The organism is Serratia sp. CY71090 (assembly GCF_052166845.1).
GTDB classification, from domain to species: Bacteria; Pseudomonadota; Gammaproteobacteria; order Enterobacterales; family Enterobacteriaceae; genus Serratia; species Serratia nematodiphila.
On sequence record NZ_JBJNOA010000010.1, the window covers coordinates 1 to 23,330 of the forward strand.

The following is a 23,330-nucleotide window of genomic DNA, read 5'->3' on the forward strand; positions in this document are numbered from 1 at the left end:
GCCAGCTGCTCTGCGGTGCGCGGCTGCTGGGTCAGGTTCTGGCGCGAGAACACCAGGGTGGTCGGGCCGTCGTTACGCTCGATGCCGTACTGCCACGCCACCGCCGATTCCACCTGGTCACACGGGCGCCAGGTGCTCATGTTCGGGGTCACGCGCAGGCTCGCCAACTGCTCCACCGGCTGGTGGGTCGGGCCGTCTTCGCCCAGACCGATGGAGTCGTGGGTGTAGACGAACACGTTGCGCAGCTTCATCAGCGCCGCCATGCGCACCGCGTTGCGGGCGTATTCCACGAACATCAGGAAAGTCGCCGAGTACGGCAGGAAGCCGCCGTGCAGCGCGATGCCGTTGGTGATGGCGGTCATGCCGAACTCGCGCACGCCGTAATGAATGTAGTTGCCCGCCGGGTCAACGTTCAGCGCTTTCGAGCCGGACCACATGGTCAGGTTGCTCGGCGCCAGGTCGGCGGAGCCGCCCAGGAACTCCGGCAGCACCTTGCCGAACGCTTCCAGCGCGTTCTGCGACGCCTTGCGGCTGGCGATGTTGGCCGGGTTGGCCTGCAGTTTTTCCACGAACGCCTTGGCGTCGGCTTTCCAGTCGGCCGGCAGCTCGCCGTTCATGCGGCGCTTGAACTCGGCGGCCAGTTCCGGGAAGGCCCTGGCGTAGGCGGCGAACTTGTCGTTCCAGGCCGCTTCTTTGGCCTGACCGGCTTCTTTGGCGTCCCACTGGGCGTAGATGTCCTGCGGGATTTCAAAGGCGGCGTATTTCCAGCCCAGTGCTTCGCGGGTGGCGGCCACTTCGGCGGCGCCCAGCGCGGCGCCGTGCACGTCATGGGTGCCGGCCTTGTTCGGCGAACCGAAGCCGATAACGGTCTTGCACATCAGCAGCGACGGCTTGTCGGTCACCTTGCGGGCTTCTTCAATCGCCGCCTTGATGGCGTCCGGGTTGTGGCCGTCGACGTTGCGCACCACGTGCCAGCCGTAGGCTTCGAAACGCAGGGCGGTGTCGTCGGTGAACCAGCCGTCGACGTGGCCGTCGATGGAGATGCCGTTGTCATCGTAGAAGGCGGTCAGTTTGCCGAGCTTGAGGGTGCCGGCCAGAGAGCAGACTTCGTGCGAGATGCCTTCCATCATGCAGCCGTCGCCCATGAAGGCGTAGGTGTGGTGGTCGACAATGTCATGGCCGGGGCGGTTGAACTGCGCCGCCAGGGTGCGTTCGGCGATGGCGAAGCCGACGGCGTTGGCGATGCCCTGGCCCAGCGGGCCGGTGGTGGTTTCAACGCCCGGGGTGTAGCCGTACTCCGGGTGGCCCGGGGTTTTGGAATGCAGCTGACGGAAGTTTTCCAGCTCGCGCATCGGCAGGTCATAGCCGGTGAGGTGCAGGAGGCTGTAAATCAACATGGAGCCGTGGCCGTTGGAGAGCACGAAACGGTCGCGGTCAGCCCAGTGCGGGTTAGTCGGGTTGTGGTTGAGGTAGTCACGCCACAGGACTTCGGCGATGTCCGCCATGCCCATAGGGGCCCCCGGGTGGCCGGAATTTGCTTTTTGTACGGCGTCCATGCTGAGTGCGCGGATAGCGTTGGCAAGCTCTTTACGAGAGGACATGTTTTACTCCAGGTCGGATAAAAAAAGCAGTCAAGTTCCCTATTTTCTCAGACTCCACATCACAACGGCAATCCCTAATGCCAAATGAGAGCGAGTTCACCACTTATTAGCACGATTGGTCGCTTTTTCGGAATAACACTATTCTCGCTCCGGCTGGCGTACACTAGGCTCTTGCGACAAGATTTCCTCCAGGCAAAATGACTCTTTTACCTTGTTACCTTCACAGGAAGATGGCGTTATGAAAATTCGTACCTCTTTGATTGCGTTGGGCATTGCCACCCTGGCAACCGGCTGTCAAAACCTGAATACCGAAACCCTGATGCAGTCCGGCGCGCAGGCGTTCCAGGCGGCGACCCTGAGCAACAACGACGTTAAGGCCCTGAGTGATAAATCCTGCGCCGAGATGGACAGCAAGGCACAAATCGCGCCGGCCGACAGCACCTATGCCAAGCGCCTCAACAAAATCGCTGCGGCGCTGGGCGACAACATCAACGGCACCCCGGCCAACTACAAGGTCTACGTGACCAAAGACGTCAACGCCTGGGCGATGGCCAACGGCTGCATTCGCGTCTACAGCGGCCTGATGGACATCATGAACGACAACGAAGTGGAAGGCGTGTTGGGCCACGAAATGGGCCACGTGGCGCTGGGCCACACCCGTAAAGCGATGCAGGTGGCTTACGGCACCGTGGCGCTGCGCACCGCGGCGTCCTCCGCCGGCGGCGTCATCGGCTCGCTGTCGCAGTCGCAGCTGGCGGATATCGGCGAGAAGCTGGTCAGCGCCCAGTTCTCGCAGAAGCAGGAAAGCGAAGCGGATGATTACTCGTTCGATCTGCTGAAAAAACGCGGTATCGATCCGAACGGCCTGGCCACCAGCTTCGAAAAACTGGCCCAAATGGAAGCCGGTCGTCAGAGCAGCATGTTCGACGATCACCCGTCTTCCCAAGCGCGCGCACAGCACATTCGCGATCGCATCGCGGCAGAGAAATAACCACGAGAACGCCCGGCAATCGCCGGGCGTTTTTTATCGTCTCAATACAGCGTTTTCTGCGGCGGCCCGGCGAAGGTCAGCGGCCCGACCTGCTTCATGTCCACCTCGACCACCGACGGCCCCGGGTAATTGATCGCCTCGGCCAGCACGCCGTTGAACTGCGACGCCGCGTCCACCTTCCAGGCTTTCAACCCCATCGCTTCGGCGATCTGGGTAAAGGCAGGCGTATGCAGCTCGTTGTAATACTGGCGCCCGGCGAAATACTTGTCCTGAATGCCACGCATTACGCCATAACCGCCATCGTTCATGATCAGCAGAGTGATGTTCACCTGTTCCTGCGCCATGGTCGCCAGCTCCCCCAGGCCCAGCGCCAAACCGCCATCGCCCACCAGCCCCACCACCTTGCGCTGCGGGTTGGCAATCGCGGTGCCGATCGCCATCGGCAGCCCCATGCCGATAGCGCCGGCCAGCGAGTGAATGTTGCACAGCGGCGAGATCGCACGGAATAGACGGCTGCCCCAGACGCTGCCGGAAACGGTGATATCGCGCACCAACAGCCCGTCCTGCGGCAGTGCGGCGTCGATGGCGTCATTGAGTTTGGCGTATTCACCGGACTGCTGGCGCAGCGCGCTCTCCGCCTGCTGCACCGCCCCCGCGATTTCGGCATCCCACTCGGCGTTGACCTTTTCGCCGGGGGCCAACCGCGCCGCCAGCGCCGCCAGCAGCGCCGCGCAGTCGCCGTTGATCTGCTCATCGGCCAGGTAGTTGCGGTTGGCCGCCGCCGGATCGATGTCAATCTGCACCAGCGGGCGCGGCAGCGGCAGCGTCCAGGTGCGGGTTTCATTACTGCGCAGGCGCGAACCGGCCACCAGCGTCAGATCGCACTGCGTCAGGATCGCCTCGATGCTCGGCGAGTTGTGGAACGCCCGCAGGCTGCGCGGATGGCTGTCCGGCAGAATGCCGCGCCCGTGGGTGCTGGAGATCACCGCCACGCCGGCGTCCGCCAGCTTGCGCACCGCATCGCCGCAGGCCAAGGCGCCGCCGCCTAACCAAAGCAGCGGACGCTTGGCCTGTTTCAGCCGCTGATGCAGCCGTTCCACCGCCGCATCGTCCGCCTTCGGCAATGGCGCCGGCGCCAACGGCTCGGTCAGCACCGAACGGGACACCAGGCTGCTTTGAATATCGATCGGGATCTCGACCGCCACCGGGCCGCAGGGCACGGTTTGCGCATCCAGGATCGCTCGCTGGATCACCGCCACCGCCTGCTCCGGCGAATTGACACGGTAAGCGCGCTTGGAGCAGGCGCGCAGGAAGCCGAGCTGATCGCGGGTTTCATGAATAAAACCGGCGTCGGCATCCAGATAGGCTTTTTCCACCTGGCCGGTGATATGCAACAGCGGCGTGTTGGCGTTGAGCGCCTCAATCATCGCCCCCACCGCGTTGCCGGCGCCGGCGCCGGTGCTGGTCAACGCTACGCCCAGGCCGGAGAAGCGCCCGTGCGCGTCGGCCATGGTGACCGCCCCCGCTTCGCCGCGCGCCGGCACGAAGCGAATTTTATCGCGCTGCCCCACCGCATCGGCGATCGGCAGATTATGAATCGAAATGATGCCGTACATCGCCGACACCGCGTACTGTTCCAGAGTCCGGGCTATCGCCTCGCCAACCGTGATTTTATCGCTCATCATCTGCCTTCTTAGGGTAATCGTTATTAGGGTTATGCGTAGAGGTGTCGGCCTAGTCGCTCCAGCGGTTCACCTGATGGCTCAGCGCCAGATACACGCTTTTCTGCTGCATGTAGGCCTTGATGCCGTTCAGGCCCTTTTCGCGGCCCAACCCGCTCTCCTTGAAACCGCCGAACGGCGTGGAAATCGAGAACGTTTTGTAGGTATTGACCCAGACGGTGCCGGTTTCCAGCCGCTCCGCCAGCGCCATCGCGCGAGGGAAGTCGCGGCTCCAGATGCCGGCCGCCAGGCCATACACCGAGTCGTTGGCCTGCTCGATCAGCTGTTGCTCGTCGTCGAACGGCAGCGCCACCAGCACCGGGCCGAAGATCTCTTCCTGGCACACGCGGGCGTCGTTGTTCAAGCCTTCAATAATGGTCGGCAGGTAATAGCTGCCGCTCGCCAGTTGCGGATCGGCCGGCGCTTCGCCGCCGATGACCACCCGGCCGCCCTCCTGCCGCGCCAGCGCCACGTAGTCCGCCACGCTTTGCCGATGTTTGGCGCTGATCAGCGGGCCAAGATGCACGCCCGGCACCAGCGGGTTGCCGATACGCAGCCCCGCCGTCAGTTCGGTCAAGCGCGCCAGCAGCAGCTGATACAGCGAACGGTGTACGAACAGGCGCGAGCCGGCGATGCACGCCTGGCCGGCGGAGCTGAAAATGCCGTAGCAGATGCCGCGCGCCGCCTGTTCCAGATCGGCGTCCTCCAGCACTATGGTCGGCGATTTGCCCCCCAGCTCCAGCGAGGTGGGGATCAGCTTATCGGCGGCGATGTGCGCCAAATGACGCCCGGTGCTGGTCCCGCCGGTAAAGGAAATCTTCTTCACCAGCGGATGGCGCGCCAACGCCTCGCCGATCACCGAACCTTTGCCCGGCAACACGCTGAGCAGCCCGGCCGGCAGCCCCGCCTGTTCGAACAACTCGGCCAGCTTCAGCGCCATCAGCGGCGTGGCTTCGGCCGGTTTGAGCACCACCGCGTTGCCCGCCGCCAGCGCCGGCGCCACCTTCTGCATTTCGCTGGCGATCGGTGAGTTCCACGGCGTAATGGCGGCGATCACTCCCATCGGTTGATACTGGCTGAGGGTCATCACCTCGGCGCTGCGCGGGGTCGGCAGCTCGCCTTCCAACACCTCGCAGGCGGCGGCGAAATAGCGCGCGGTCGCCGCCGCGCTGGCCACCAGGCCGCGGGTTTCCGCCAGCGGTTTGCCGTTGTCGCGAGTCTGTAGCTCGGCCAGCTGTTCCTGCTGCGCCAGGATCAGGTTGCTGACGCGGTAGAGAATCGAGGCGCGTTGGTGCGGCACCAGCCCGCGCCACTCCGGCGCGCGCCAGGCGCGTTCCGCCGCTTCCACCGCCTCGTTCACGTCCTCGACGTTAGCGGCGCGCAGCCGCGCGTTGACGCTGCCATCGGCCGGGAATACCGAAGCCATCTCTTCGCCACGCCCTTCACGCCAGCGCCCGGCGACAAAAATATTCAATCGTTCCATGCTCCGCTCCTGCCGTTCAGGCAATAAAACCGCCGTCCACCAGACGGCGGCAGGCTTGTACCGCGCTCAGCGCCGCCAGGGTTGATGTTTTGGGATTGCTCGCCAGCGGGTTACCGCTCAGCTCAATGTGAAACTCGCCAAAGTCGCCGCACACCTGCAGGCGATGGGTATTGCGCCGGGTGGCGGGATCGACCAGCAGACGCACCCGGGTGGCGTCCATACCCAGACCGTTGAGCGCAACAGTGGCCGCCACGTTGGCATTGGCCGGGAACAAACGCGCCGCTTCGCGCGCCGAGCCTTCAAAAAATACCTGCGCCTCGCGCACCGCATCGAGGTCGATCAGTTGCTCCGCCGGGCTGCCGCGCCAGCTGGCCGGGCTCTTGCTGGCCTGATAGGTCACGCTCTCCAACCCGCCTTCACGCGCCGACGCCAGCCCGTCCATCCCCGCCACCGCGCCGGACAGCACGATCAGTTGCCCGTGATGGCTGCGGCAAACCTGCTGCAGCCGCTGTTGCAATGCGGCGTCCGCCAGCGCGCCGGTCGAGATCACCGCCAGCGGCCAACCGCGCTGCAGCACCGCCTCGCCAAACTCCGCCACCGCCTGCTGGCTGGCGCACTCCAGCACCAAATCCGGCCGCTGCGAACACTGCTCCGGATGGGTCAGCGCCTGCACCCGCCCGCCAAAGGCCTCGGCGATCGCCGCATGATGAGCTGCACGCGCCAGGATCCAGCCAACCTCCACGCCTTCCGGCAGACGGGCGATCACTTCCTTCGCCATTGCGCCGTAGCCAATCATCATGATCTTCTTCATCTTTCTCGGCCCCTGCTACACATGGCGGTTAAAGCCGCCGGAAACGTCCAACGCCGCGCCGGTGGTAAAGGAAGCCAGCGGCGAAGCGAGGAACAACAGCGCCTGCGCCGGCTCCTGCGGCTTGCCGAGGCGTTTCATCGGGATGCCGCGGCGTTCGGCGATCGCCGCCGTCCACTGCTCCCAGCTTTGATCTTTGTCGCTGCGATCGTCGAAACGGCGGCGCCACTGGCCCGACTCCACCATCCCCAGCAAGATCGAGTTAACGCGAATACCTTTGCCCACCAGCTCTTTCGACAGCGTCAGCGTCATGTTGAGCAGCGCGGCACGCGCCGCCGAGGTGGCGATCATGTGCTCTTCCGGCTGCAGCGCCAGCAGCGAGTTGACGCAGGTGATAGACGCGATCGCCGATCGTTCCAGCGCCGGTAAGAACGCCTGCACCGGGTTGATGACGCCGAACAGCTTCAGCTCGGCCTCATGCAGCCAGGCCTCGCGCGGCGTCTGGTCAAAATGGGCGACGAAGCCCTGACCGGCGTTGTTGATCAGCAGATCCACGCCGCCGAAATGCGCCGTCACCTGAGCGGCGAACTGCGCCACCTGCTGCGCGTCCAGTACGTCACAGCGCAGCGCCAGGATATCCGCCTGCGGGAAGTCCGCGCGCAGGCTGGCTGCTGCGCCGGCCAGTTTGTCCGGATCGCGGCCGCAGAACGCCACTTTCGCCCCTTCGGCCAGCAGCAGCTTCAGGGTTTCGAAACCGATGCCCGACGAGCCGCCGGTCACCACCGCCACCCGATCCTCAAGCTGAAAATTCATCGTTGGATTGCTCCCGTAAAGTCCCGCAGATAGCGGTTGAAACACGCCGGCGCATCGAGGTAGCTGGCATGACCCGCGGCGGCGATCAGACGCAGCGCCGCGTCCTGCTCACCCGCCAGCTCGGCCGCCTTCTCCGGTGGCGTAATGCGATCCTGTTCGCCGCACCACACCTCCAGCGGGCCGCGATAGCGCGCCAGATAGCGGCCGATATCATCGTTGGCCAGCATCCAGGCGGCACTCAGAAAACCGTCGGGATCGAGCTGCTGCATGCCATTGCGCACCCAGGCGATATCCTGCGGATCCGCCCCTTCACGCAGCAAGGCCGCCGCCCGCTGCTCGCCGTAGCCCACCGGCCCCAGCGTCTCTATCATCTGCTGGCGCTGGCCGTACACCTGCCGACGCTTTTCCTCCGGCGCCGTGGCATAGCCCTGCGCCGGATCCGCCAACACCAGCCCGCACAGCCCATCCGGATAGCCGGCGGCATAGGCGCTGCCGATCAGCGCCCCCAGCGAATGGCCGACGATCAGCGGCTGCACCAGCTGCAGCTCATCAATCAGCGCCGCCAACGCCGCCGCATAACCGGCGGCATCGGCCTGCGGCTCCGCCAACGGCAGGCTGCCGCCGTAGCCCGGCGCGTCCCATGCCAACAGACGGTGGCCGTCCGTCAGGCCGTTATCGTTGAACTGCTTGATCCACGAGGCGGATCCGGAGCTGATGCCATGCAGCAACACCACCGGCCGCCCCTGCCCGGCCTCGCGCCAGCTCAGGGTGTACGCCCCGCAGCGCGCCCGTTGGCGTTGCGCCAGGCCGTTCATCAGTTGCGCTTCACTTTGGACAGCGGGTGATCCGCCGGATAGGTCGGGATCTCCGGCTTGGCGGTGCCGAGCATCACGCACATCAGCGCCTCTTCCTCGCCGTGGTTGAACAGGCCGCGATACACCCCCGCCGGCACCGAGATTAGATCGCGCTCTTTCAGCCTGGTTTCGTAATACTCTTCGCCATCCTGAATCATCAGCGTGATGCTGCCTTTCAGCATGAAGAACACTTCTTCCACGTCATCATGCAGGTGCAGCGGGCCCTCGCACTTCGAAGGCAGCACCATGGTGGAGAAGGTGAAGTTGCCTGCCGGAATGGTGTTGGCATCGCTGGCCACGCCGGTGGCGCCGGTGCCGATGTAGCGCATCTGCGCACGGCGGTATTTCGGGTCGAAGTCGGCCTGGAATTTCAGCGCGTTCCAGTCATATTTGCGGCCCTCGAAACGGGCGATGCGCGACTCCACCCAGTTTTCCATCGACAGATCCTGCGGCTTGACGCCGGCTTTGTTCTCAACCTGAGACATGTTGTCACTCCTCTGTTGAATCGATTGATTAATCAGTACTTTCTCAGCAACGGCAGCAGAATGAGGCAGCCGACGAAAGCCATCACCACCAGGAACAGCAGGCCGTTATCCATATTGCCAGTGGCGGCGATCAGCGCCCCCATCAGCACCGGCGCCAGCGCACCGGCAAAATTGCCCAACCCGTTGAAGATGCCGCCGGCGGTGGCGCTCACCTTGCTGCTGGTGGCCTTCGCCAACAGCGCGAAAATATTCGGCGCGCCGGCGCCCCACATAAAGGTGCTGAAGGCCATGGCGGCGATCACGCTGTAGGTGCCCTGCAGGTGCAACACCACCGCCAGACCAAGGCCGGCGCCGCACAGCGACAGGAAGCAGGCCAGCGCGCGGCGATCCAGCTTGTCCGACAGCCAGGCGCCCAGCACTTCGCCGAGCAGCATGGCGATGAACGGCAGCGAAGAAAGGTAACCGGCATGTTCCAGATGAATGCCTTTGCCCTTGATCAGGTAGCTCGGCAGCCAGCCGTTCATGCCCCACAGGTAGGTCAGGAAGGCGATGTTGAACAGGCAAATCATCCAGAAATGCGGGCTGCGCAGCAGCTCGCGGCGATGCTGTTTGCGTTCGGACACCGCCGGCTTGGCCGCCGCCGCCGGACGCGCGACGTTCAGGTGGCGCATGCCGAACAGCACCAGCAACATCACCGGCAGCGTCAGAAACGCCATAAAGAAGAAGGTGGCCTGCCAGTCGAAGGTATTGAGGATGTACAGGGTGACCGGGAAGCCGAGCGCGGCCCCCAGCGGCGTGCCGAGCAACCACAGCATGGTGGCGCGCGCCTGCAGCTGCGGCGGGAAAGCCTGACGAATAATGGCGTAGGCCATCGGCAGCAGCGGCCCTTCGGCGATGCCGAGCAGGATGCGCAGCGTCATCATGGCGTGATAGGAACGCACCAGCCCCATCAACACCATCAGCACGCCCCATACCACCATCATGCCAATCAATACCTTGACCGGATTAAGCCGATCGCCGATGCCGCTGAGCAGCATGGAGGAAATGCCGTAGGAGAACAGAAACGCGCTCATCAGCAAGCCCAGCCGCGCCGGGTCAAAACCGATGCCCAACGCCTGCTGAAACTCGGCGTCGGAAAACAGCGCCGCGATGCTGATCTTGTCGAAAAACGCCAGCAGCACGCAGGCAAACAGCGCGATCGGCACCGACCAGCGCACCCGCTGCTGCGGATTTTCGGCAACGGTTTCCCCCGCCCGTCCAGCGCGGGCGTCAATGTCTTGCGTAGTCATAAAACGCTCCCGAGGTTCGGGCGTTATTTCAACGCCATCAAAGAAAACTCCGCATCCGCCAGTTGCTGCGGATCCAGCACCCGGCCACTCGCCAACCAACGCTTGCCGAGCTTGATGGCGCGCGCGTCGTTGAACGCCACCATCTGCACCAGCTGCCGATCGGCGTTCAGCGTGAAGAACACCTGCGACTGCGGCGTGCGGCGCACCACATGGTGCACACCGCCGCTCGGCACGCCGAGGATCTGGATATTGACGTCATATTGATCCGACCACAGCCAGGCCACGTCGTCATACGGGGCGGCGAAGGCGTCGAGCATCGCGCAGGCGGTGCTGATGGCCTGATTTTGCGCGTAGGCCCAGGACTGCAGGCACAGGCCAAGCGTCGGGTGACGCGCCACATCGCCCGCGGCGAAGATCGCCGGATGGCTGGTGCGCCCCTGGCCGTCGACCACAATGCCGGACTCGATCGCCAGCCCTGCGCTGCGCGCCAGTTCGAGATTCAGCTCGACGCCGATCCCCACCACTACCAGATCGAAGGCTTGCGGATCGCTGACTTCGCTGCCGATCCAGGCGGCGCCGTCGCGATCTTCCAGCGAGATCTCACCGCAGCCGCACAGCACCGTGACGCCCTGCCGGCGATGCAGTTCGAGCAACGCCTGTGAGACATCGGCGCCGACGCTGCGCATGCACAGCGCGGGTTGGCGTTCAAACACCGTCACCTCGGCGCCGAGACGGCGCGCGGAAGCGGCGATCTCCAGCCCGATCCAACCGCCGCCGACGATAGCCAGGCGACGGCAGCCCTGCAGCCCCTGCCGCAACCGGGCCGCATCGTCCCAGGAACGCAGCGTCATCACGCGCGGGTGCTGCGCCCAGGCGGCGCTCGGCAAACGCGGCCGCCCGCCGGTGGCGATCAGCAACTGCTCGAACTGCAGCCGCTGCCCGTCGCTGAGCGTAACGATTTGCTGTTCAGCGTCGATGGACTCGGCGCGCAGCGGGCGGCGCCAGTCGATATTCAGCTCCGCCACCGTCTGTTCGCTGAACAGCCGGCTGAGGGGCGCCGCGGCATCCAGCAACGCCGCTTTCGACAGCGGCGGCCGCTCGTAAAAATCGTAGGGTTCGTCGCTGACAACCGTCAGCCGGCCGCTGTAACCGCGGTCGCGCAGCGTCTTGGCCGCCCAGCCGCCGGCCTGGCCGCCACCGACGATGACGATGCCCGCCTGTTCAGCCCGGTTCATAACGCCTCCGCCTTTTTATGCTGGCGGCGCGTGTCGTGATCGATGCCGCCCTCTACCGCCCATTCGGTGAAGGAGACCAGCGAATGTTCCAGCTCGCGCGGCTGCCAGTTTTCCGTCAGATAATCGTCGTTGGTGTAGTACTCGAACGCGCCGCCGGTCGGGCTGTTGACGTACCAGAAATAGGCCGAGGAGATCGGGTGGCGGCCGGGGCCGATAAAGGTGCTCCACTGCTCTTTGTTCATGGCGATGCCGCCGCCGATCACTTCGTGGATATCGCGCACGGTGAACGCCACGTGATTCAGGCCGCGTGGGCGGTTCGGCAACTTCAGCAGGAACAGGTTATGATGGCCGCCGCGCGCCTGGGTACGCAGGAAGACGGCGCGATCGATATAGCGATCGGAAACCTGGAAATCCAACAACTCGCGGTAGAAACGCTCAGTCGCCGCCAGATCGTCGACGAAGAACACCACGTGGCCGATGTTGATCGGCTGCGCCTGCGAATAGACCGGGCTGGGTTGATCGATACGGCGCACGTCGCCCCACTGGTTGATCGGCGTGACCGGCACCTCGACCGCCTGCTGGCGGCTGACGACGAAGCGCAGCGTCATACCGTTGGGATCGAGGCACTCCAGCTCTTCTCCCACCTGGCGGAAGCCGGGCATCAGCGCCAAACGCGGCTGCAGGCGCGCCAGATCGGCGGGCGAGGCCACGCCCCAGGTCATGCGGCGTAGGGTGGAACCGCCTTCAAACGCCGCAGGCAGCGCCGCGCTTTGCAGCGGATGCAGGACAACCCGCGCCCCGCTCAGGGTAGTGAATTCGCGCTGCGCTTCGCCCCAATGTTGCGTGGCGGGCTGCAGGCCGAAGTCTCGCATGAATTTTTCGCAGGTTGGCAGATCTTCGACGCCAAATTCCAGTTTTTCGATTCCGATTACGCTCATTGTTCAGCCTCACGTTCTCGCTGCATACGGTTTTCAGGCATGAGTGAACCCCGGCCCCTGTTTGCTACGGGCCTTATCCCTGCCTGAGTAAAAGAGTCGGTCCTGTCGGTTAGCCGACGTTGGCCTGCGGCGGCGCGCCGAGGAAGCCGGAAATTTTCTCCGCCGCGTCGCGCACTTCCATGCGCAGCCGCTCGCGATCCGCTTTCGGGATCTCATCGGACGGCACCATGATGCTGACCACCGCCTCGACCCGCTGCTCGCGGTTGAAGATCGGGTAGACGATCGAGGAGATGCCGTGGCGGAAGAACGATTCGCCGATCACATAGCCGCGCGCCTTGTCTTGCTGCACCATTTGCCACAGCGTTTCGCGATCCGCCGGGGTGCCCGGCGCATTGCCCGGCAGCTGCGCGTCTGGATACAGTTGTTCGAACTCGCTGCGAGTCGCGCTGGTCAACAACATGCGGCCGAGCGAGGTTTGGTGCACCGGCAAGCGGGTGCCGACGCTGACCTGATTGATCTGCGAACCGGCGGCGCTGACGCGGGCGATATAGATCACGTCACGCCCGTCGCGGATCGCCAGATGGCTGCTGCACTGGCTGCGATCGCGCAGCTGCTCGATCACCGGCTGGCCGGCCTGCGCCACGTCCAGCGACGCGATATATTCGAAGCCGAGGCGCAGCACCTTGATGCCGAGCGCAAAGGTGTTGGTGCGCGGATTGCGCTCCAGAAAGCCGAGGTGTTCGAGCGTCTGCACCACGCGATAAGCGGTGGCCTTCGGCATATCGACCAGGCGATGCAACTCGGCGAAGGTCATCTCCTTATGCTGCTCGCCAAACGCCAGCAGCAACTGCAACCCGCGATCCAGCCCCGGGATCAGATATTTACATGCTTGCTCGTCCGCCATCTCTCGCTCCTGCGCTGTGCGCCTGCCCTGCGGGCCGTCAGTTGAATACGAAGCCGCCGTTGACAGGCAGCAGTTGACCGGTGACGAAATCCGCCAGCGGCGACAGCAGATAAAGCACCGTACCGTTCACATCGTCCGGATGCTGCGCCCCGGCCAGCGCGCGCCCCTGCTCATACAGTTGATGGCGCTCGGCGGGCACATACTCGGTAGCTTCCACCCGCGTCAGGCCCGGCGCGATGGCGTTGACGCAGATCCCCTGCGGGCCCAGCTCACGCGCCATCGATCGGGTCATCGCGATCAGCGCGCCTTTGCTGGCGACATAGGCCATCAGGCGCGGCGCGCCCCACAGCGCGGTGTCCGACGCCACGTTGACGATCTTGGCGTGCGGGTTGCGCGCCAGCAGCGGCACCGCCGCCTGGCTCACCAGCCAGGTGCCGCGCACGTTGACCTGCATCACCCGATCCCACAGTTCGATATCGTATTCCATCATGGTTTTGCCGCCGACGCCGGTCGCCAGCGCCGCGTTGTTCACCAGGCCGTCGATCCCGCCGCCTGCGGCGATCTTCTCGAACGCCGAACGGATCGAATCCGGTGACGCCAGATCGATGGTTTGCGTTTCCACCTGAGCGCCCTGCTCGCGCAGCGCGGCGCCGCTCGCCGCCAGCTCATCCGCCAAAATATCGCACATCACCACCTGCGCGCCGGCAGCGGCGATGGCGGCGGCAAAGCTGTAGCCCAGGCCGCGCGCCGCGCCGGTGACCACGATGCGTTTACCGTTCAGCAGGCCGTTCACTGCGCCGCCTCCCGCTCGCGCAGCGTCGCCAGCTGTTTTTGCGCCTCTTTCTGCATCAGGCGGCGCAGGCGAGAAAGACCGACGTCGTGCTGGTACAGATATTCGCGGCCGCGGGCGTTAGGCGCCATGTTCTCAAGCACGATGCGATCCTGCTCGAGCACGTCCCAATGCAACGATTCCAGGCGGTTGCGGTACATGAAGCGCCACATGTCGCGCTGCCAGTCTTTGACCTTACGAATGCGCCAGAAGAATACCCGGCAGTGATCCTTGTCCTCCGGCACCACCATGCCGATGATCCAGAAGTGACCGCCCGGCCCGAAGCGCTTCTTGTACGGGATCGACAGGCGCATCCAATACGCGCCGCTGTTGCCGAATTCCACCCAGTCGAAGTTGACGCCGATCTGGCCGTTTTTCTTGAAGATGAAACCGCTGTCGGTCGGCTCCAGCGCCATGTCCGCCTTGCGATCACCTTCCGCCATCGAGTGTGAAGAGGAGTGCAGGTAGGTGCCGTGCATCGGATCCATCACGTTTTCCAGGGCGTACTGGTAGTTGCAGTTCCAGCTGGCGGTGCACAGAAAATGACTGTACGACGCTTCGTCCGCCAGCTCTTGCGGGAAAGTCAGCTCCGCCGGCGCTTCATCCGCCGTCACGCCGAAATAGAGGAACACCGCGCCATAGGCTTCTTTGGCCGGGTAAGATCGCAGGCATTTTTGCCCCACCAGCGGGCAGCGATCCACCGCCGGCACGTCTTTCACCGTCCCGTCGCCGCCGACTTCCACCCCGTGATACCAACAGGCGATGCGATCGCCGAGGTTCCACCCCATGGAAAGCCGCGCGCCACGGTGCGGGCAGCGGTCTTCCAGCGCGTGGATCTGGCCTTCAGCGTCGCGCCACACCACGATTTGCTGCTCCAGGCGGGTGATGCCGACCGGGTTGTTGCCCACTTCCCAGCTGGCCAGCACCGGATACCACATGCCGCGCAGCCCCTGGTCAAGATAGTCCTGCAAGCTCTGTTCGGAGGATGTTGTGTTTGCTGTCATTGTCTTCTCCCGGGTGTCGCTCAGAAACCGTTAACGTGAAGGAATTCGCGGAACGTCGCCTCATTCCACGGCTGGCCGCTGCGATCGAACAGACGACGCTGATTCAACGCGCTGACGATCTGCTCCAGCTCTTCCGCCCCCTGATCGAAGATCGTTTCCAGCGCCGCCACCAGGGCGGTTTCGAAGCCGTCCGGCACCCGGGCACGGTTTTGCCAGATGACATTGCGGAACTGGCCCGGCTGATGGATTTGACCGTTGCCGCCTTCGCGGGCCGGCGTCACCTGTTGGGTGTCCGGCAGCCAGGGATTGAAATCGGTGATGTGCTGCATGATTACTCCTCCGCGATAAAGGTGATCTGGATTTGGTTGTCGACCACCCGGGTGGGATAGGTTTGCAGATCGCGGCCGCCCGGCTCGCGCAGGCACTGGCCGGTACGCACGTCAAACAGCGCTTCGTGCAGCGGGCACTCAACCTTGCCGTCGTCTACAAACCCCTGGCTGAGCAAGGCATAAGCATGCGGGCAGACGTCTTCCAGCGCGTAGTAGTTACCGTCGAGCAGGTACACCCCGATCTCCTTTCCTTCCACATTGCCGGAGAAAGGAAAATCTTCTTTCACCTGAGACACTTCGCACACATTCTTCCAGCTCATTGCTTTTATCCTCTATCTGATTGTTTCATATATGAAACTCAGTTTCTTATTTAATACAGCCACTATAAGTCTGGCGAAACTTTCGTCAAGCGAGCGGAACGGCAAATGTTAATGAAAGGTTGTTTAAAAATGACAAATGCGGGAAAGATCACGAAATCATGCACCGATATGAAAAACCTATGTCAGTTGTGCGCTCCCTCGCTAATTTATGGCAAAAAATGCGTTGATCCCGGCGGCGCATTGCGCGTAAAAGTGTTTTTTCGCTGTCTTTTACACCCTATTTGATAACAATAAATTTACATCAATCAGCCCCATCCCCGCGTTTGCGCCAAATGGCATCCCCGGGTGAGTTTACTGCTGCCTGAATTCGTCAACCGCTCGCACTGAGGAACGCGCCGTGCAACAACGTCAACGCTGGTTTGGGGTGATCGCCCTGCTGTTTCTGATCGTTATCGCCTATGCGGATCGAGTTAATATCGCCGTGATGTTGGTCAATCCCGACTTCCTGCAACACTTTCAACTCGGCGGTGACCGCGCTCACCAGGGCACGCTGATGACGGTGTTTTTACTCGGTTACGGCCTGTCCGCCATGTTGCTGACGCCGTTTCTGGAAACGCTGATGGGTTACCGCCGCGCGCTGACGCTGAGCGTGGTGCTGTGGGCGCTGCTCACCGCCGCCTCGCCGCTGGCGGGATCGCTGCTGTTGCTGTGCGTGGTGCGCGCGCTGCTTGGCGTCAGCGAAGGGCCACTGTTCTCGCTGAAAACCATGTACATCAGCGATCATTTCACCGCCGACGAGCGTGGCAAGCCCAACGCGGTCAGCGCGCTGGGCGTCTCGTTGGGGCTGGTGCTCGGCTTTCCGCTGGTGAGTTTTCTGATGGCGCACTTCGGCTGGGCGATGTCGTTTCACCTGCTGGCGCTGCTCAACCTGCTGCTGGGCCTGGCGCTGGTGCGGTTGTTCGTTCATCCGCTCGCCTTATCTTCATCTTCACGCCCCGCCGATCCGCAACCGGTGCTAAGCCGCGTCTGGCACACCTTTGCGCTGGCCTGGCGCACGCCGATGCTCGGCTGGATCCTGCTGATCGAGATCGCCACGCTCAGTTACCTGTGGGGCTCCAGCGCCTGGCTGCCGGCTTACCTGACCGATGAAAAGGGGTTCTCCATCAAGCAAATGGGCTGGATGGCCGCGCTGCCTTTCATCGTCAGCATCGCCTCCAAATACCTCGGCGGCGCGTTGCTCGATCGCATCCGTCCTTATCAGGCGCCGCTGGTCTTCGTCTTTGGCGGCGCGGCGACCGCACTGTGCATCTATGGCGTAATGAACAGCCATCAGCTTGGCTGGATCGCCTTCTTCCTGCTGGCGGCCAATGCCTGTTGGGGCGCGCAGGGCGCGGCGATCCCCACGCTGCTGCAGCATTATGCGCGGCCGGAGGCGGTCGGCAGCGCCTATGGGCTGATTAACGGCATCGGTAATCTATTCTCGGCGTTCGTGCCGATGGCGATGGGCATGGTGATGGCCAGCCAGGGCAAGGTGTCCTCGGGCTTTGCGGTGCTGATTGCCTCACAGCTGCTGACGCTGCTGGCGGGCGGCGCGCTGTTTAGCCGTATGTTGCTGGCGCGACAGGTTAAACGGGCATAAACCCGTTTCTCTCTCCTTTGTGACGAGAAACCGAATGCTGTGAGTGGGTGCTCAGGGATCTGGACGCCACCAACCAGCAGACGGGGGACATCCCCCGTCGCCAGGTTGCCTTACCGTTCGGATTCGTAAGCCAAAATGGCCGCAACCTCCGTAGTGCCCGATCGGATACGCAGCTCACACAGCGAGCTGCGGGTTATCCATGCCAGTGATATTACCGTGGCACAAATAACCACCAATTTTAACAGGCCCCGTTTGTTCGGCATCATGCCTTCTTCTCCTTGCCTCGCGGCGGGTAAGAGGCTAACTTAACGTTGCTGGCGTTAGAGTAGGCCTCGGGTTTATGAATATCGACTCGGGGCTTTTCTCTTTGTACCTTTCACGCAGGCTCCAGATACAAAGATCCAGAGCACCCGCGCGCAGTATATTCATCCTCTCCGTTGTCGCGGTTCCTTTTTACTGGCTCAGTTTCATTTCTGCGCAGGCTTGCGCAAAGGCGTTGCAACAGACTGAAAATCGCCGCGCGGATGGCTACAAACGAAATAAAAAAAAGCGGCCCCCATACGATGGGAGCCGCTTTTTCAGCGAGGCGTGGCCTGGCGTCACGCGTGTTTCTTGGCCGCCTGCAGGTACAGCATCTCCAGACCCAACGTCGCCGCAGCCAGCGCAGTGATCTCGGACTGGTCATAAGCCGGCGCCACTTCCACTACGTCCATGCCGACGATGTTCAGCGACTGCATGCCGCGCACCAGTTTCAGCGCGCGATCGGAGGTCAGCCCGCCGATCACCGGCGTGCCGGTGCCCGGTGCGAACGCCGGATCCAGACAGTCGATGTCGAAGGTCAGGTATACCGGCATATCGCCGACGATGCCTTTGATCTGCGTCAGCAGGTCGTCCACGCTGCGATCGTTCACCTGCGCGGCGTCCAGTACGGTAAAGCCGTTGTCATGATCGAACTCGGTGCGAATGCCGATCTGCACCGAGTGATGCGGATCGATCAGACCTTCGTTCGGCGCATGATAGAACATGGTGCCGTGGTCGAACTTGCTGCCGTTGGCGTAGGTATCGGTATGGGCATCGAAGTGCACCAGCGCCAGCTTGCCGAAATGCTTGGCGTGCGCGCGCAGCAGCGGCAGAGTGACGAAGTGGTCGCCGCCGAACGAGAGCATGCGCTTACCTGCCTTCAGCAGTTTCTCCGCGTGCGCCTGCAGCTTGTCGCTCATGTCCTGCGCATCGCCGAAGTTGAACACGATGTCGCCGCAGTCAACCACATTCAGGCGATCGCGCAGATCGAAGCTCCACGGCCAACGATTGCCTTCCCAGGCCAGGTTGGTGGACACCTGACGGATAGCCGCCGGGCCATGACGGCCGCCGGCGCGGCCGGAGGTCGCCATGTCAAACGGAATGCCGGTGATGACCCACTCTGCATCGCTGTCGTAAGGCATGAAGTTCAGCGGAAAGCGCAGGAAACCAAAGGCGTTGGACACTAATGAATTATCGGACTGATGGCCTAAGGTGCTCATAGTAAACCCTCGTAGTTCAACAAGTTGCCGGGCGCAGACGCCGGGCCGTTACAAAAAAAAATCCCTCCCGCGTCGTTAGCCCGACGAGAAAGGGATTTATTCGATGTGTGTTTCGGTGCTACCGATACGGCAGATTATGGCCGCATTTTGCTCATGCTTCAAGAGGGCCGACATCGCCCCCTGAAGAGGGCGGTTACTCGTCTTCCAGATACGTGTAACCGTACAGGCCGGCCTCAAACTCTTCCAGGAACTGCGCCTGCAGCTCGCTGTCCAGATCGGTTTCTTTGACCTGATCGCGGAATTTGGACAGCAGCGCGCTCGGATCGAGCTGCACGTACTCCAGCATGTCCGCCACGGTGTCGCCCTCGTCGGACAATTCGGTCTCGACGCTACCGTCCGGGAACACGTACACGTCAACCGAGGCGGTATCGCCGAACAGGTTGTGCATGTTGCCGAGGATCTCCTGATACGCACCGACCATGAAGAAGCCCAGCGCCGGCGGGTTCTCCGGATCGTACGGCGGCATCGGCATGGTGGTCGCCACGCCGTCGCCGTCGACGTAATGGTCGATGGTGCCGTCGGAATCGCAGGTGATATCGAGCAGCACCGCACGGCCTTCCGGCGGCTTGTCCAGCCCTTCCAGCGGCAGCACCGGGAACAGTTGATCGATACCCCAGGCATCCGGCATCGACTGGAACAGTGAGAAGTTGACGTAGAACTTGTCCGCCATGCGCTCTTGCAATTCGTCGATGATCGGGCGGTGCGCGCGGTTGCTCGGATCGAGCTGCTGCTGGATCTTGTTGCAGATGTTCAGATACAGCTGCTCGGCCCAGGCGCGCTTGGTCAGGTCCAGCATGCCGTGCGCATATTGGGTATGCACGTCGTGCAGATCCATCTGGCTGTCGTGCAGCCATTCGCGCAGCGAGCGGCGGTTTTCCGGCTCGTTCATTTCCAGCCAGGTTTCCCACATGCTTTCCAGCGCGCGCGGGGCGTCGGCTTCCGGCGGCTGCGGTTCGCTGAATTCGTTGCGCTCTACGCCGATCACGTTGGAGACCAGCACCGTGTGGTGCGCGGTCACGGCGCGGCCGGACTCGGTGATCACCGTCGGGTGCGGCAGGCCGTGTTCGTTACAGGCGTCGCCGATGCCCCAAATCACGTTGTTGGCGTATTCGTTCAGGCCGTAGTTGACCGAGCAATCGGACTGCGAACGGGTGCCTTCGTAGTCGACGCCCAAACCGCCGCCCACGTCGAAGCACTGAATGTTGACGCCCAGCTTGTGCAGCTCAACGTAGAAGCGCGCCGATTCGCGCACGCCGGTGGCGATATCGCGAATGTTGGCCAGCTGCGAGCCCAGGTGGAAGTGCAGCAGCTGCAGGCTGTCGAGACGGCCCGCTTCGCGCAGGGTCTCCACCAGCTTCAGCACCTGCACCGCCGCCAGACCGAATTTGGATTTTTCGCCGCCGCTCGACTGCCATTTGCCGGAGCCTTGCGATGCCAGACGCGCACGCACGCCCAGGCGTGGTATGACGTTCAAGCGTTCGGCTTCTTCCAGCACCAGGTTGATCTCGGACATCTTCTCGATCACCAGGTACACCTTGTGCCCCAGTTTTTCCCCGATCAGCGCCAGGCGAATGTATTCACGATCTTTATAACCGTTACAGACGATCACCGAGCGGGTCATGCCGGCATGCGCCAGCACCGCCATCAGCTCGGCCTTGGAGCCGGCTTCCAGCCCCAGCGGTTCGCCGGAATTCACCAGCGATTCAATCACGCGGCGATGTTGGTTCACCTTGATCGGATACACCAGGAAATAGCCGCCCTGGTAACCGAAGGACTCGCGCGCGCGTTTGAACGCGGCGTTGATCGAACGCAGGCGATGCTGAAGGATCTGCGGGAAGCAGAACAGCGCCGGCAGACGTTGGCCGTCTTGCTGGCGCGTTTTCACCAGTTCTGCCAGATCGACGCGCGCCTGCGGGACATCCGGATCCGGGCACACGCTGATATGGCCCAGCTCGTTGACGTCATAGTAATTGTTGCCCCAGTAGGCGACGTTATAAGTACGCAGCATCTTGCTGGCATTACGATCATTCATGGCAACCTCCTGCATGGAGCGCAAAGATAAAGACTCGCCCGCAACCGGCGGACGGTGAATCAACAGATCATCAGACATGGTTCGCCTCACATTCCGTACTGACGAAACCGCCAGCCACTATCGCAGCTACAACCCGCGAGAACAACCCAACAAGCCGCGCCGGCGGCAGCGAAGAGAACTGCCGTTCGCGGTCAGCGATCGGTTTATCACTCATATAATTGTAAGACACCCTGTTCAAACCTCGTGAATCGGGCCAAGAAACATCCCACAGGAAGGCTGCAGGCTACCCTTGTTCAGTTCTTCAGACGACCGTTAGCCGGCCCGAGAATCCTGAGTAGCGGCCAAGTGTTTATCGCACCTGGTAAGTGACAGAGAGACAAGACGGGAAATAGCAGAAGAATGTGCGCCAGAACGGCACTGCTGTTGGGAACCAACAACCGGTAGACAACGGATCATTAATCCAACCACCTCCACGCGCGCCGTTCGGAGTGAACGACCCAGCCTCTAAAATAGTGTAAGAACGTGACCGTTCGATGAAGCGGCGAACGCCCGCGACGGATAATAGCGCAATGCCGGCGAATGCAAAGCGGAAGTTTAACGTACCTTCTCCCACGCCAGACCGCCGTACTGTGCAGCAAATGAACCGCGCGCGCAGTTTATACCGGTAAGCAGGTGAAAAAGCAAAATGAAAATTCGCCGAAAACTGTTTCAAGCGATGAAAATGGCGCCAACCCGTTTGCGCAAAAGAGCGAAAGCGCAAAAAATTACTGGCAATCTGGCTAAACCCTGACCTAAAATAGACGTCCAGATGTTAATCCATCTATACTGGTTAACTGATAAACTGCTTAACGGCTTTGCCTGAGGGGCGTTGCAGGATGCATCTCGCGCCATCAGCGGAAGACCCTTCGCTTCGATGCCGGATCTCCAGCGCTGTGCAGTAATTTCTAACCCGTCTTATGCAAGGTAAAGAACACAATGGCTAAACACCTCTTCACGTCCGAATCCGTCTCCGAAGGACATCCAGATAAAATCGCCGATCAGATCTCTGATGCCGTCCTCGACGCCATCCTGGAACAAGATCCGAAGGCGCGCGTCGCCTGCGAAACCTACGTGAAAACCGGCATGGTCCTGGTCGGCGGTGAAATCACCACCAGCGCTTGGGTCGATATCGAAGAGATCACCCGCAAGACCGTGCGCGAGATCGGCTACGTTCATTCGGACATGGGCTTTGACGCCAACTCCTGCGCAGTATTGAGCGCCATCGGCAAACAATCCCCGGATATCAATCAGGGCGTTGACCGTACCGATCCTCTCGAGCAGGGCGCCGGCGATCAGGGCTTGATGTTTGGCTACGCCACCAACGAAACCGACGTGCTGATGCCGGCTCCGGTGACCTACGCACACCGTCTGGTGCAGCGCCAGTCCGAAGTGCGTAAAAACGGCACCCTGCCGTGGCTGCGCCCGGACGCGAAGAGCCAGGTGACCTTCCAATACGACGACGGCAAAATCGTCGGCATCGACGCCGTCGTTCTGTCCACCCAGCATTCCGAAGACATCGCACTGAAAGATCTGCAAGAAGCGGTGATGGAAGAGATCATCAAGCCGGTACTGCCGGCGGAATGGCTGACGGCGGGCACCAAATACCACATCAACCCGACCGGCCGTTTCGTTATCGGCGGCCCGATGGGCGACTGCGGCCTGACCGGCCGTAAGATCATCGTCGACACCTACGGCGGCATGGCTCGCCACGGCGGCGGCGCCTTCTCCGGTAAGGATCCGTCCAAGGTTGACCGTTCCGCGGCTTACGCGGCGCGCTATGTGGCGAAAAACATCGTCGCCGCCGGCCTGGCCGATCGCTGCGAGATCCAGGTTTCTTACGCTATCGGCGTAGCGGAACCGACTTCCATCATGGTGGAAACCTTCGGTACCGAGAAAGTGCCAACCGAACAGCTGACGCTGCTGGTGCGCGAATTCTTCGATCTGCGCCCATACGGCCTGATCCAGATGATGGATCTGCTGCAGCCGATCTACCGCGAAACCGCCGCCTACGGCCACTTCGGCCGCGAGCACTTCCCGTGGGAAGCGACCGACAAGGCTGAGCTGCTGCGCGATGCTGCCGGCCTGAAATAAGCCCCGACATCAACATGAAAAACGGCGAGCCAAGGCTCGCCGTTTTTTTTGAGCGGATGGGTGCTCCCGGATCAACGCATCGACTGCCAGCAAGCGGAGGCAAAGCCCCCGCCGCCGGGTTGCCTTACCGTTCGGATTCGTAAGCCAAAATGGCCGCAACCTCCGTAGTGCCCGATCGGATACGCAGCTCACACAGCGTGCTGCGGGTTATCCATGCCAGTGATATTACTGTGGCACAAATAACCACCAATTTTAACAGGCTCCGTTTGTTCGGCATCATGCCTTCTTCTCCTTGCCTCGCGGCGGGTAAGAGGCTAACTTAACGTTGTGATGCGTTAGAGTAGG

General features: G+C 62.3%; 22 protein-coding genes. 3 read left to right on the forward strand and 19 right to left on the reverse strand.

The genetic code is table 11. The features are described 5' to 3' along the window. A partial coding sequence (tkt, locus tag ACJ8OK_RS17935) for a transketolase (RefSeq protein ID WP_442530779.1) occupies nucleotides 1–1,601 on the reverse strand: 1,601 nt, incomplete at its 3' end. A 238-nt stretch (nucleotides 1,602–1,839) separates the two neighbouring features. On the opposite strand from tkt, the gene ACJ8OK_RS17940 reads away from it, so the two are divergent. Then, a complete protein-coding gene (locus tag ACJ8OK_RS17940) occupies nucleotides 1,840–2,592 on the forward strand; it encodes a M48 family metallopeptidase (protein ID WP_004937650.1) in 753 nt (250 codons plus the stop codon). 41 nt (nucleotides 2,593–2,633) lie between these two features. On the opposite strand, the gene ACJ8OK_RS17945 is transcribed toward ACJ8OK_RS17940, so the two are convergent. The 14 genes from ACJ8OK_RS17945 to ACJ8OK_RS18010 form a co-directional block, all read right to left on the reverse strand. Further along, nucleotides 2,634–4,274: a thiamine pyrophosphate-binding protein gene (locus tag ACJ8OK_RS17945; protein ID WP_021504733.1), complete on the reverse strand. Its 1,641-nt coding sequence runs from the start codon at nucleotides 4,272–4,274 to the stop codon at nucleotides 2,634–2,636. Between the two features lie 52 nt (nucleotides 4,275–4,326). Continuing rightward, nucleotides 4,327–5,796 (reverse strand): aldehyde dehydrogenase, encoded by a 1,470-nt coding sequence (locus tag ACJ8OK_RS17950; protein WP_442530780.1) that lies wholly within the window; start codon nucleotides 5,794–5,796, stop codon nucleotides 4,327–4,329. Nucleotides 5,797–5,812: 16 nt separating this feature from the next. Then, nucleotides 5,813–6,607 (reverse strand): aspartate dehydrogenase, encoded by a 795-nt coding sequence (locus ACJ8OK_RS17955; RefSeq protein WP_033632125.1) that lies wholly within the window; start codon nucleotides 6,605–6,607, stop codon nucleotides 5,813–5,815. A gap of 15 nt (nucleotides 6,608–6,622) precedes the next feature. After that, the gene (locus ACJ8OK_RS17960; protein WP_004937639.1) at nucleotides 6,623–7,417 is read right to left on the reverse strand and encodes an SDR family oxidoreductase; all 795 of its coding nucleotides are present in this window, start codon (nucleotides 7,415–7,417) and stop codon (nucleotides 6,623–6,625) included. Further along, complete coding sequence (locus ACJ8OK_RS17965; protein WP_060560212.1) at nucleotides 7,414–8,232, reverse strand: alpha/beta fold hydrolase; 819 nt, start codon at nucleotides 8,230–8,232, stop codon at nucleotides 7,414–7,416. Before ACJ8OK_RS17965 ends, ACJ8OK_RS17960 begins: the two co-directional genes overlap by 4 nt. Beyond that, nucleotides 8,232–8,756 carry a cupin domain-containing protein gene (locus ACJ8OK_RS17970; RefSeq protein WP_004937634.1) on the reverse strand — a complete coding sequence of 175 codons (525 nt, stop codon included), beginning with the start codon at nucleotides 8,754–8,756 and terminating at the stop codon, nucleotides 8,232–8,234. The genes ACJ8OK_RS17965 and ACJ8OK_RS17970 overlap by 1 nt, the downstream gene beginning before the upstream one ends. 32 nt (nucleotides 8,757–8,788) lie before the next feature. Next, a complete protein-coding gene (locus tag ACJ8OK_RS17975; RefSeq protein WP_015379009.1) occupies nucleotides 8,789–10,045 on the reverse strand; it encodes an MFS transporter in 1,257 nt (418 codons plus the stop codon). A 23-nt stretch (nucleotides 10,046–10,068) separates the two neighbouring features. Then, nucleotides 10,069–11,280, reverse strand: a complete 1,212-nt coding sequence (locus tag ACJ8OK_RS17980) for an NAD(P)/FAD-dependent oxidoreductase (protein ID WP_060560214.1) — start codon at nucleotides 11,278–11,280, stop codon at nucleotides 10,069–10,071. Beyond that, nucleotides 11,277–12,218 (reverse strand): VOC family protein, encoded by a 942-nt coding sequence (locus tag ACJ8OK_RS17985; protein WP_033632122.1) that lies wholly within the window; start codon nucleotides 12,216–12,218, stop codon nucleotides 11,277–11,279. The genes ACJ8OK_RS17980 and ACJ8OK_RS17985 overlap by 4 nt, the downstream gene beginning before the upstream one ends. Before the next feature lie 109 nt (nucleotides 12,219–12,327). After that, the gene (locus ACJ8OK_RS17990) at nucleotides 12,328–13,122 is read right to left on the reverse strand and encodes an IclR family transcriptional regulator (protein ID WP_004937625.1); all 795 of its coding nucleotides are present in this window, start codon (nucleotides 13,120–13,122) and stop codon (nucleotides 12,328–12,330) included. A 37-nt stretch (nucleotides 13,123–13,159) separates the two neighbouring features. Continuing rightward, nucleotides 13,160–13,915, reverse strand: coding sequence for an SDR family oxidoreductase (locus ACJ8OK_RS17995; RefSeq protein ID WP_015379012.1), 756 nt, complete (start codon nucleotides 13,913–13,915; stop codon nucleotides 13,160–13,162). Continuing rightward, complete coding sequence (locus ACJ8OK_RS18000; RefSeq protein ID WP_033632121.1) at nucleotides 13,912–14,955, reverse strand: aromatic ring-hydroxylating oxygenase subunit alpha; 1,044 nt, start codon at nucleotides 14,953–14,955, stop codon at nucleotides 13,912–13,914. Before ACJ8OK_RS18000 ends, ACJ8OK_RS17995 begins: the two co-directional genes overlap by 4 nt. Before the next feature lie 20 nt (nucleotides 14,956–14,975). Beyond that, a complete protein-coding gene (locus ACJ8OK_RS18005) occupies nucleotides 14,976–15,284 on the reverse strand; it encodes a recombinase-like helix-turn-helix domain-containing protein (protein ID WP_004937617.1) in 309 nt (102 codons plus the stop codon). A gap of 2 nt (nucleotides 15,285–15,286) precedes the next feature. Beyond that, entirely contained in the window at nucleotides 15,287–15,604 is a 318-nt protein-coding gene (locus ACJ8OK_RS18010; protein ID WP_033632120.1) for a non-heme iron oxygenase ferredoxin subunit, read from the reverse strand. 397 nt (nucleotides 15,605–16,001) lie between these two features. On the opposite strand from ACJ8OK_RS18010, the gene ACJ8OK_RS18015 reads away from it, so the two are divergent. Next, nucleotides 16,002–17,243 (forward strand): MFS transporter, encoded by a 1,242-nt coding sequence (locus ACJ8OK_RS18015; RefSeq protein WP_033632119.1) that lies wholly within the window; start codon nucleotides 16,002–16,004, stop codon nucleotides 17,241–17,243. A 110-nt stretch (nucleotides 17,244–17,353) separates the two neighbouring features. Here ACJ8OK_RS18015 and ACJ8OK_RS18020 read toward each other — a convergent pair whose 3' ends face one another. The 3 genes from ACJ8OK_RS18020 to speA form a co-directional block, all read right to left on the reverse strand. After that, nucleotides 17,354–17,506, reverse strand: coding sequence for a Hok/Gef family protein (locus ACJ8OK_RS18020; RefSeq protein ID WP_033633582.1), 153 nt, complete (start codon nucleotides 17,504–17,506; stop codon nucleotides 17,354–17,356). A gap of 336 nt (nucleotides 17,507–17,842) precedes the next feature. Further along, on the reverse strand, nucleotides 17,843–18,763 hold the full coding sequence (gene speB / locus ACJ8OK_RS18025) for an agmatinase (protein WP_004937606.1): 921 nt from the start codon (nucleotides 18,761–18,763) through the stop codon (nucleotides 17,843–17,845). 193 nt (nucleotides 18,764–18,956) lie between these two features. Then, nucleotides 18,957–20,933 carry a biosynthetic arginine decarboxylase gene (gene speA / locus ACJ8OK_RS18030; protein ID WP_004937600.1) on the reverse strand — a complete coding sequence of 659 codons (1,977 nt, stop codon included), beginning with the start codon at nucleotides 20,931–20,933 and terminating at the stop codon, nucleotides 18,957–18,959. Nucleotides 20,934–21,830: 897 nt separating this feature from the next. Between speA and metK the strand changes: the two genes are divergently transcribed. Beyond that, on the forward strand, nucleotides 21,831–22,985 hold the full coding sequence (gene metK / locus ACJ8OK_RS18035; RefSeq protein ID WP_004937596.1) for a methionine adenosyltransferase: 1,155 nt from the start codon (nucleotides 21,831–21,833) through the stop codon (nucleotides 22,983–22,985). Nucleotides 22,986–23,109: 124 nt separating this feature from the next. On the opposite strand, the gene ACJ8OK_RS18040 is transcribed toward metK, so the two are convergent. Continuing rightward, nucleotides 23,110–23,262: a Hok/Gef family protein gene (locus ACJ8OK_RS18040; protein ID WP_004937610.1), complete on the reverse strand. Its 153-nt coding sequence runs from the start codon at nucleotides 23,260–23,262 to the stop codon at nucleotides 23,110–23,112. Between the last annotated feature and the right edge of the window lie 68 nt (nucleotides 23,263–23,330).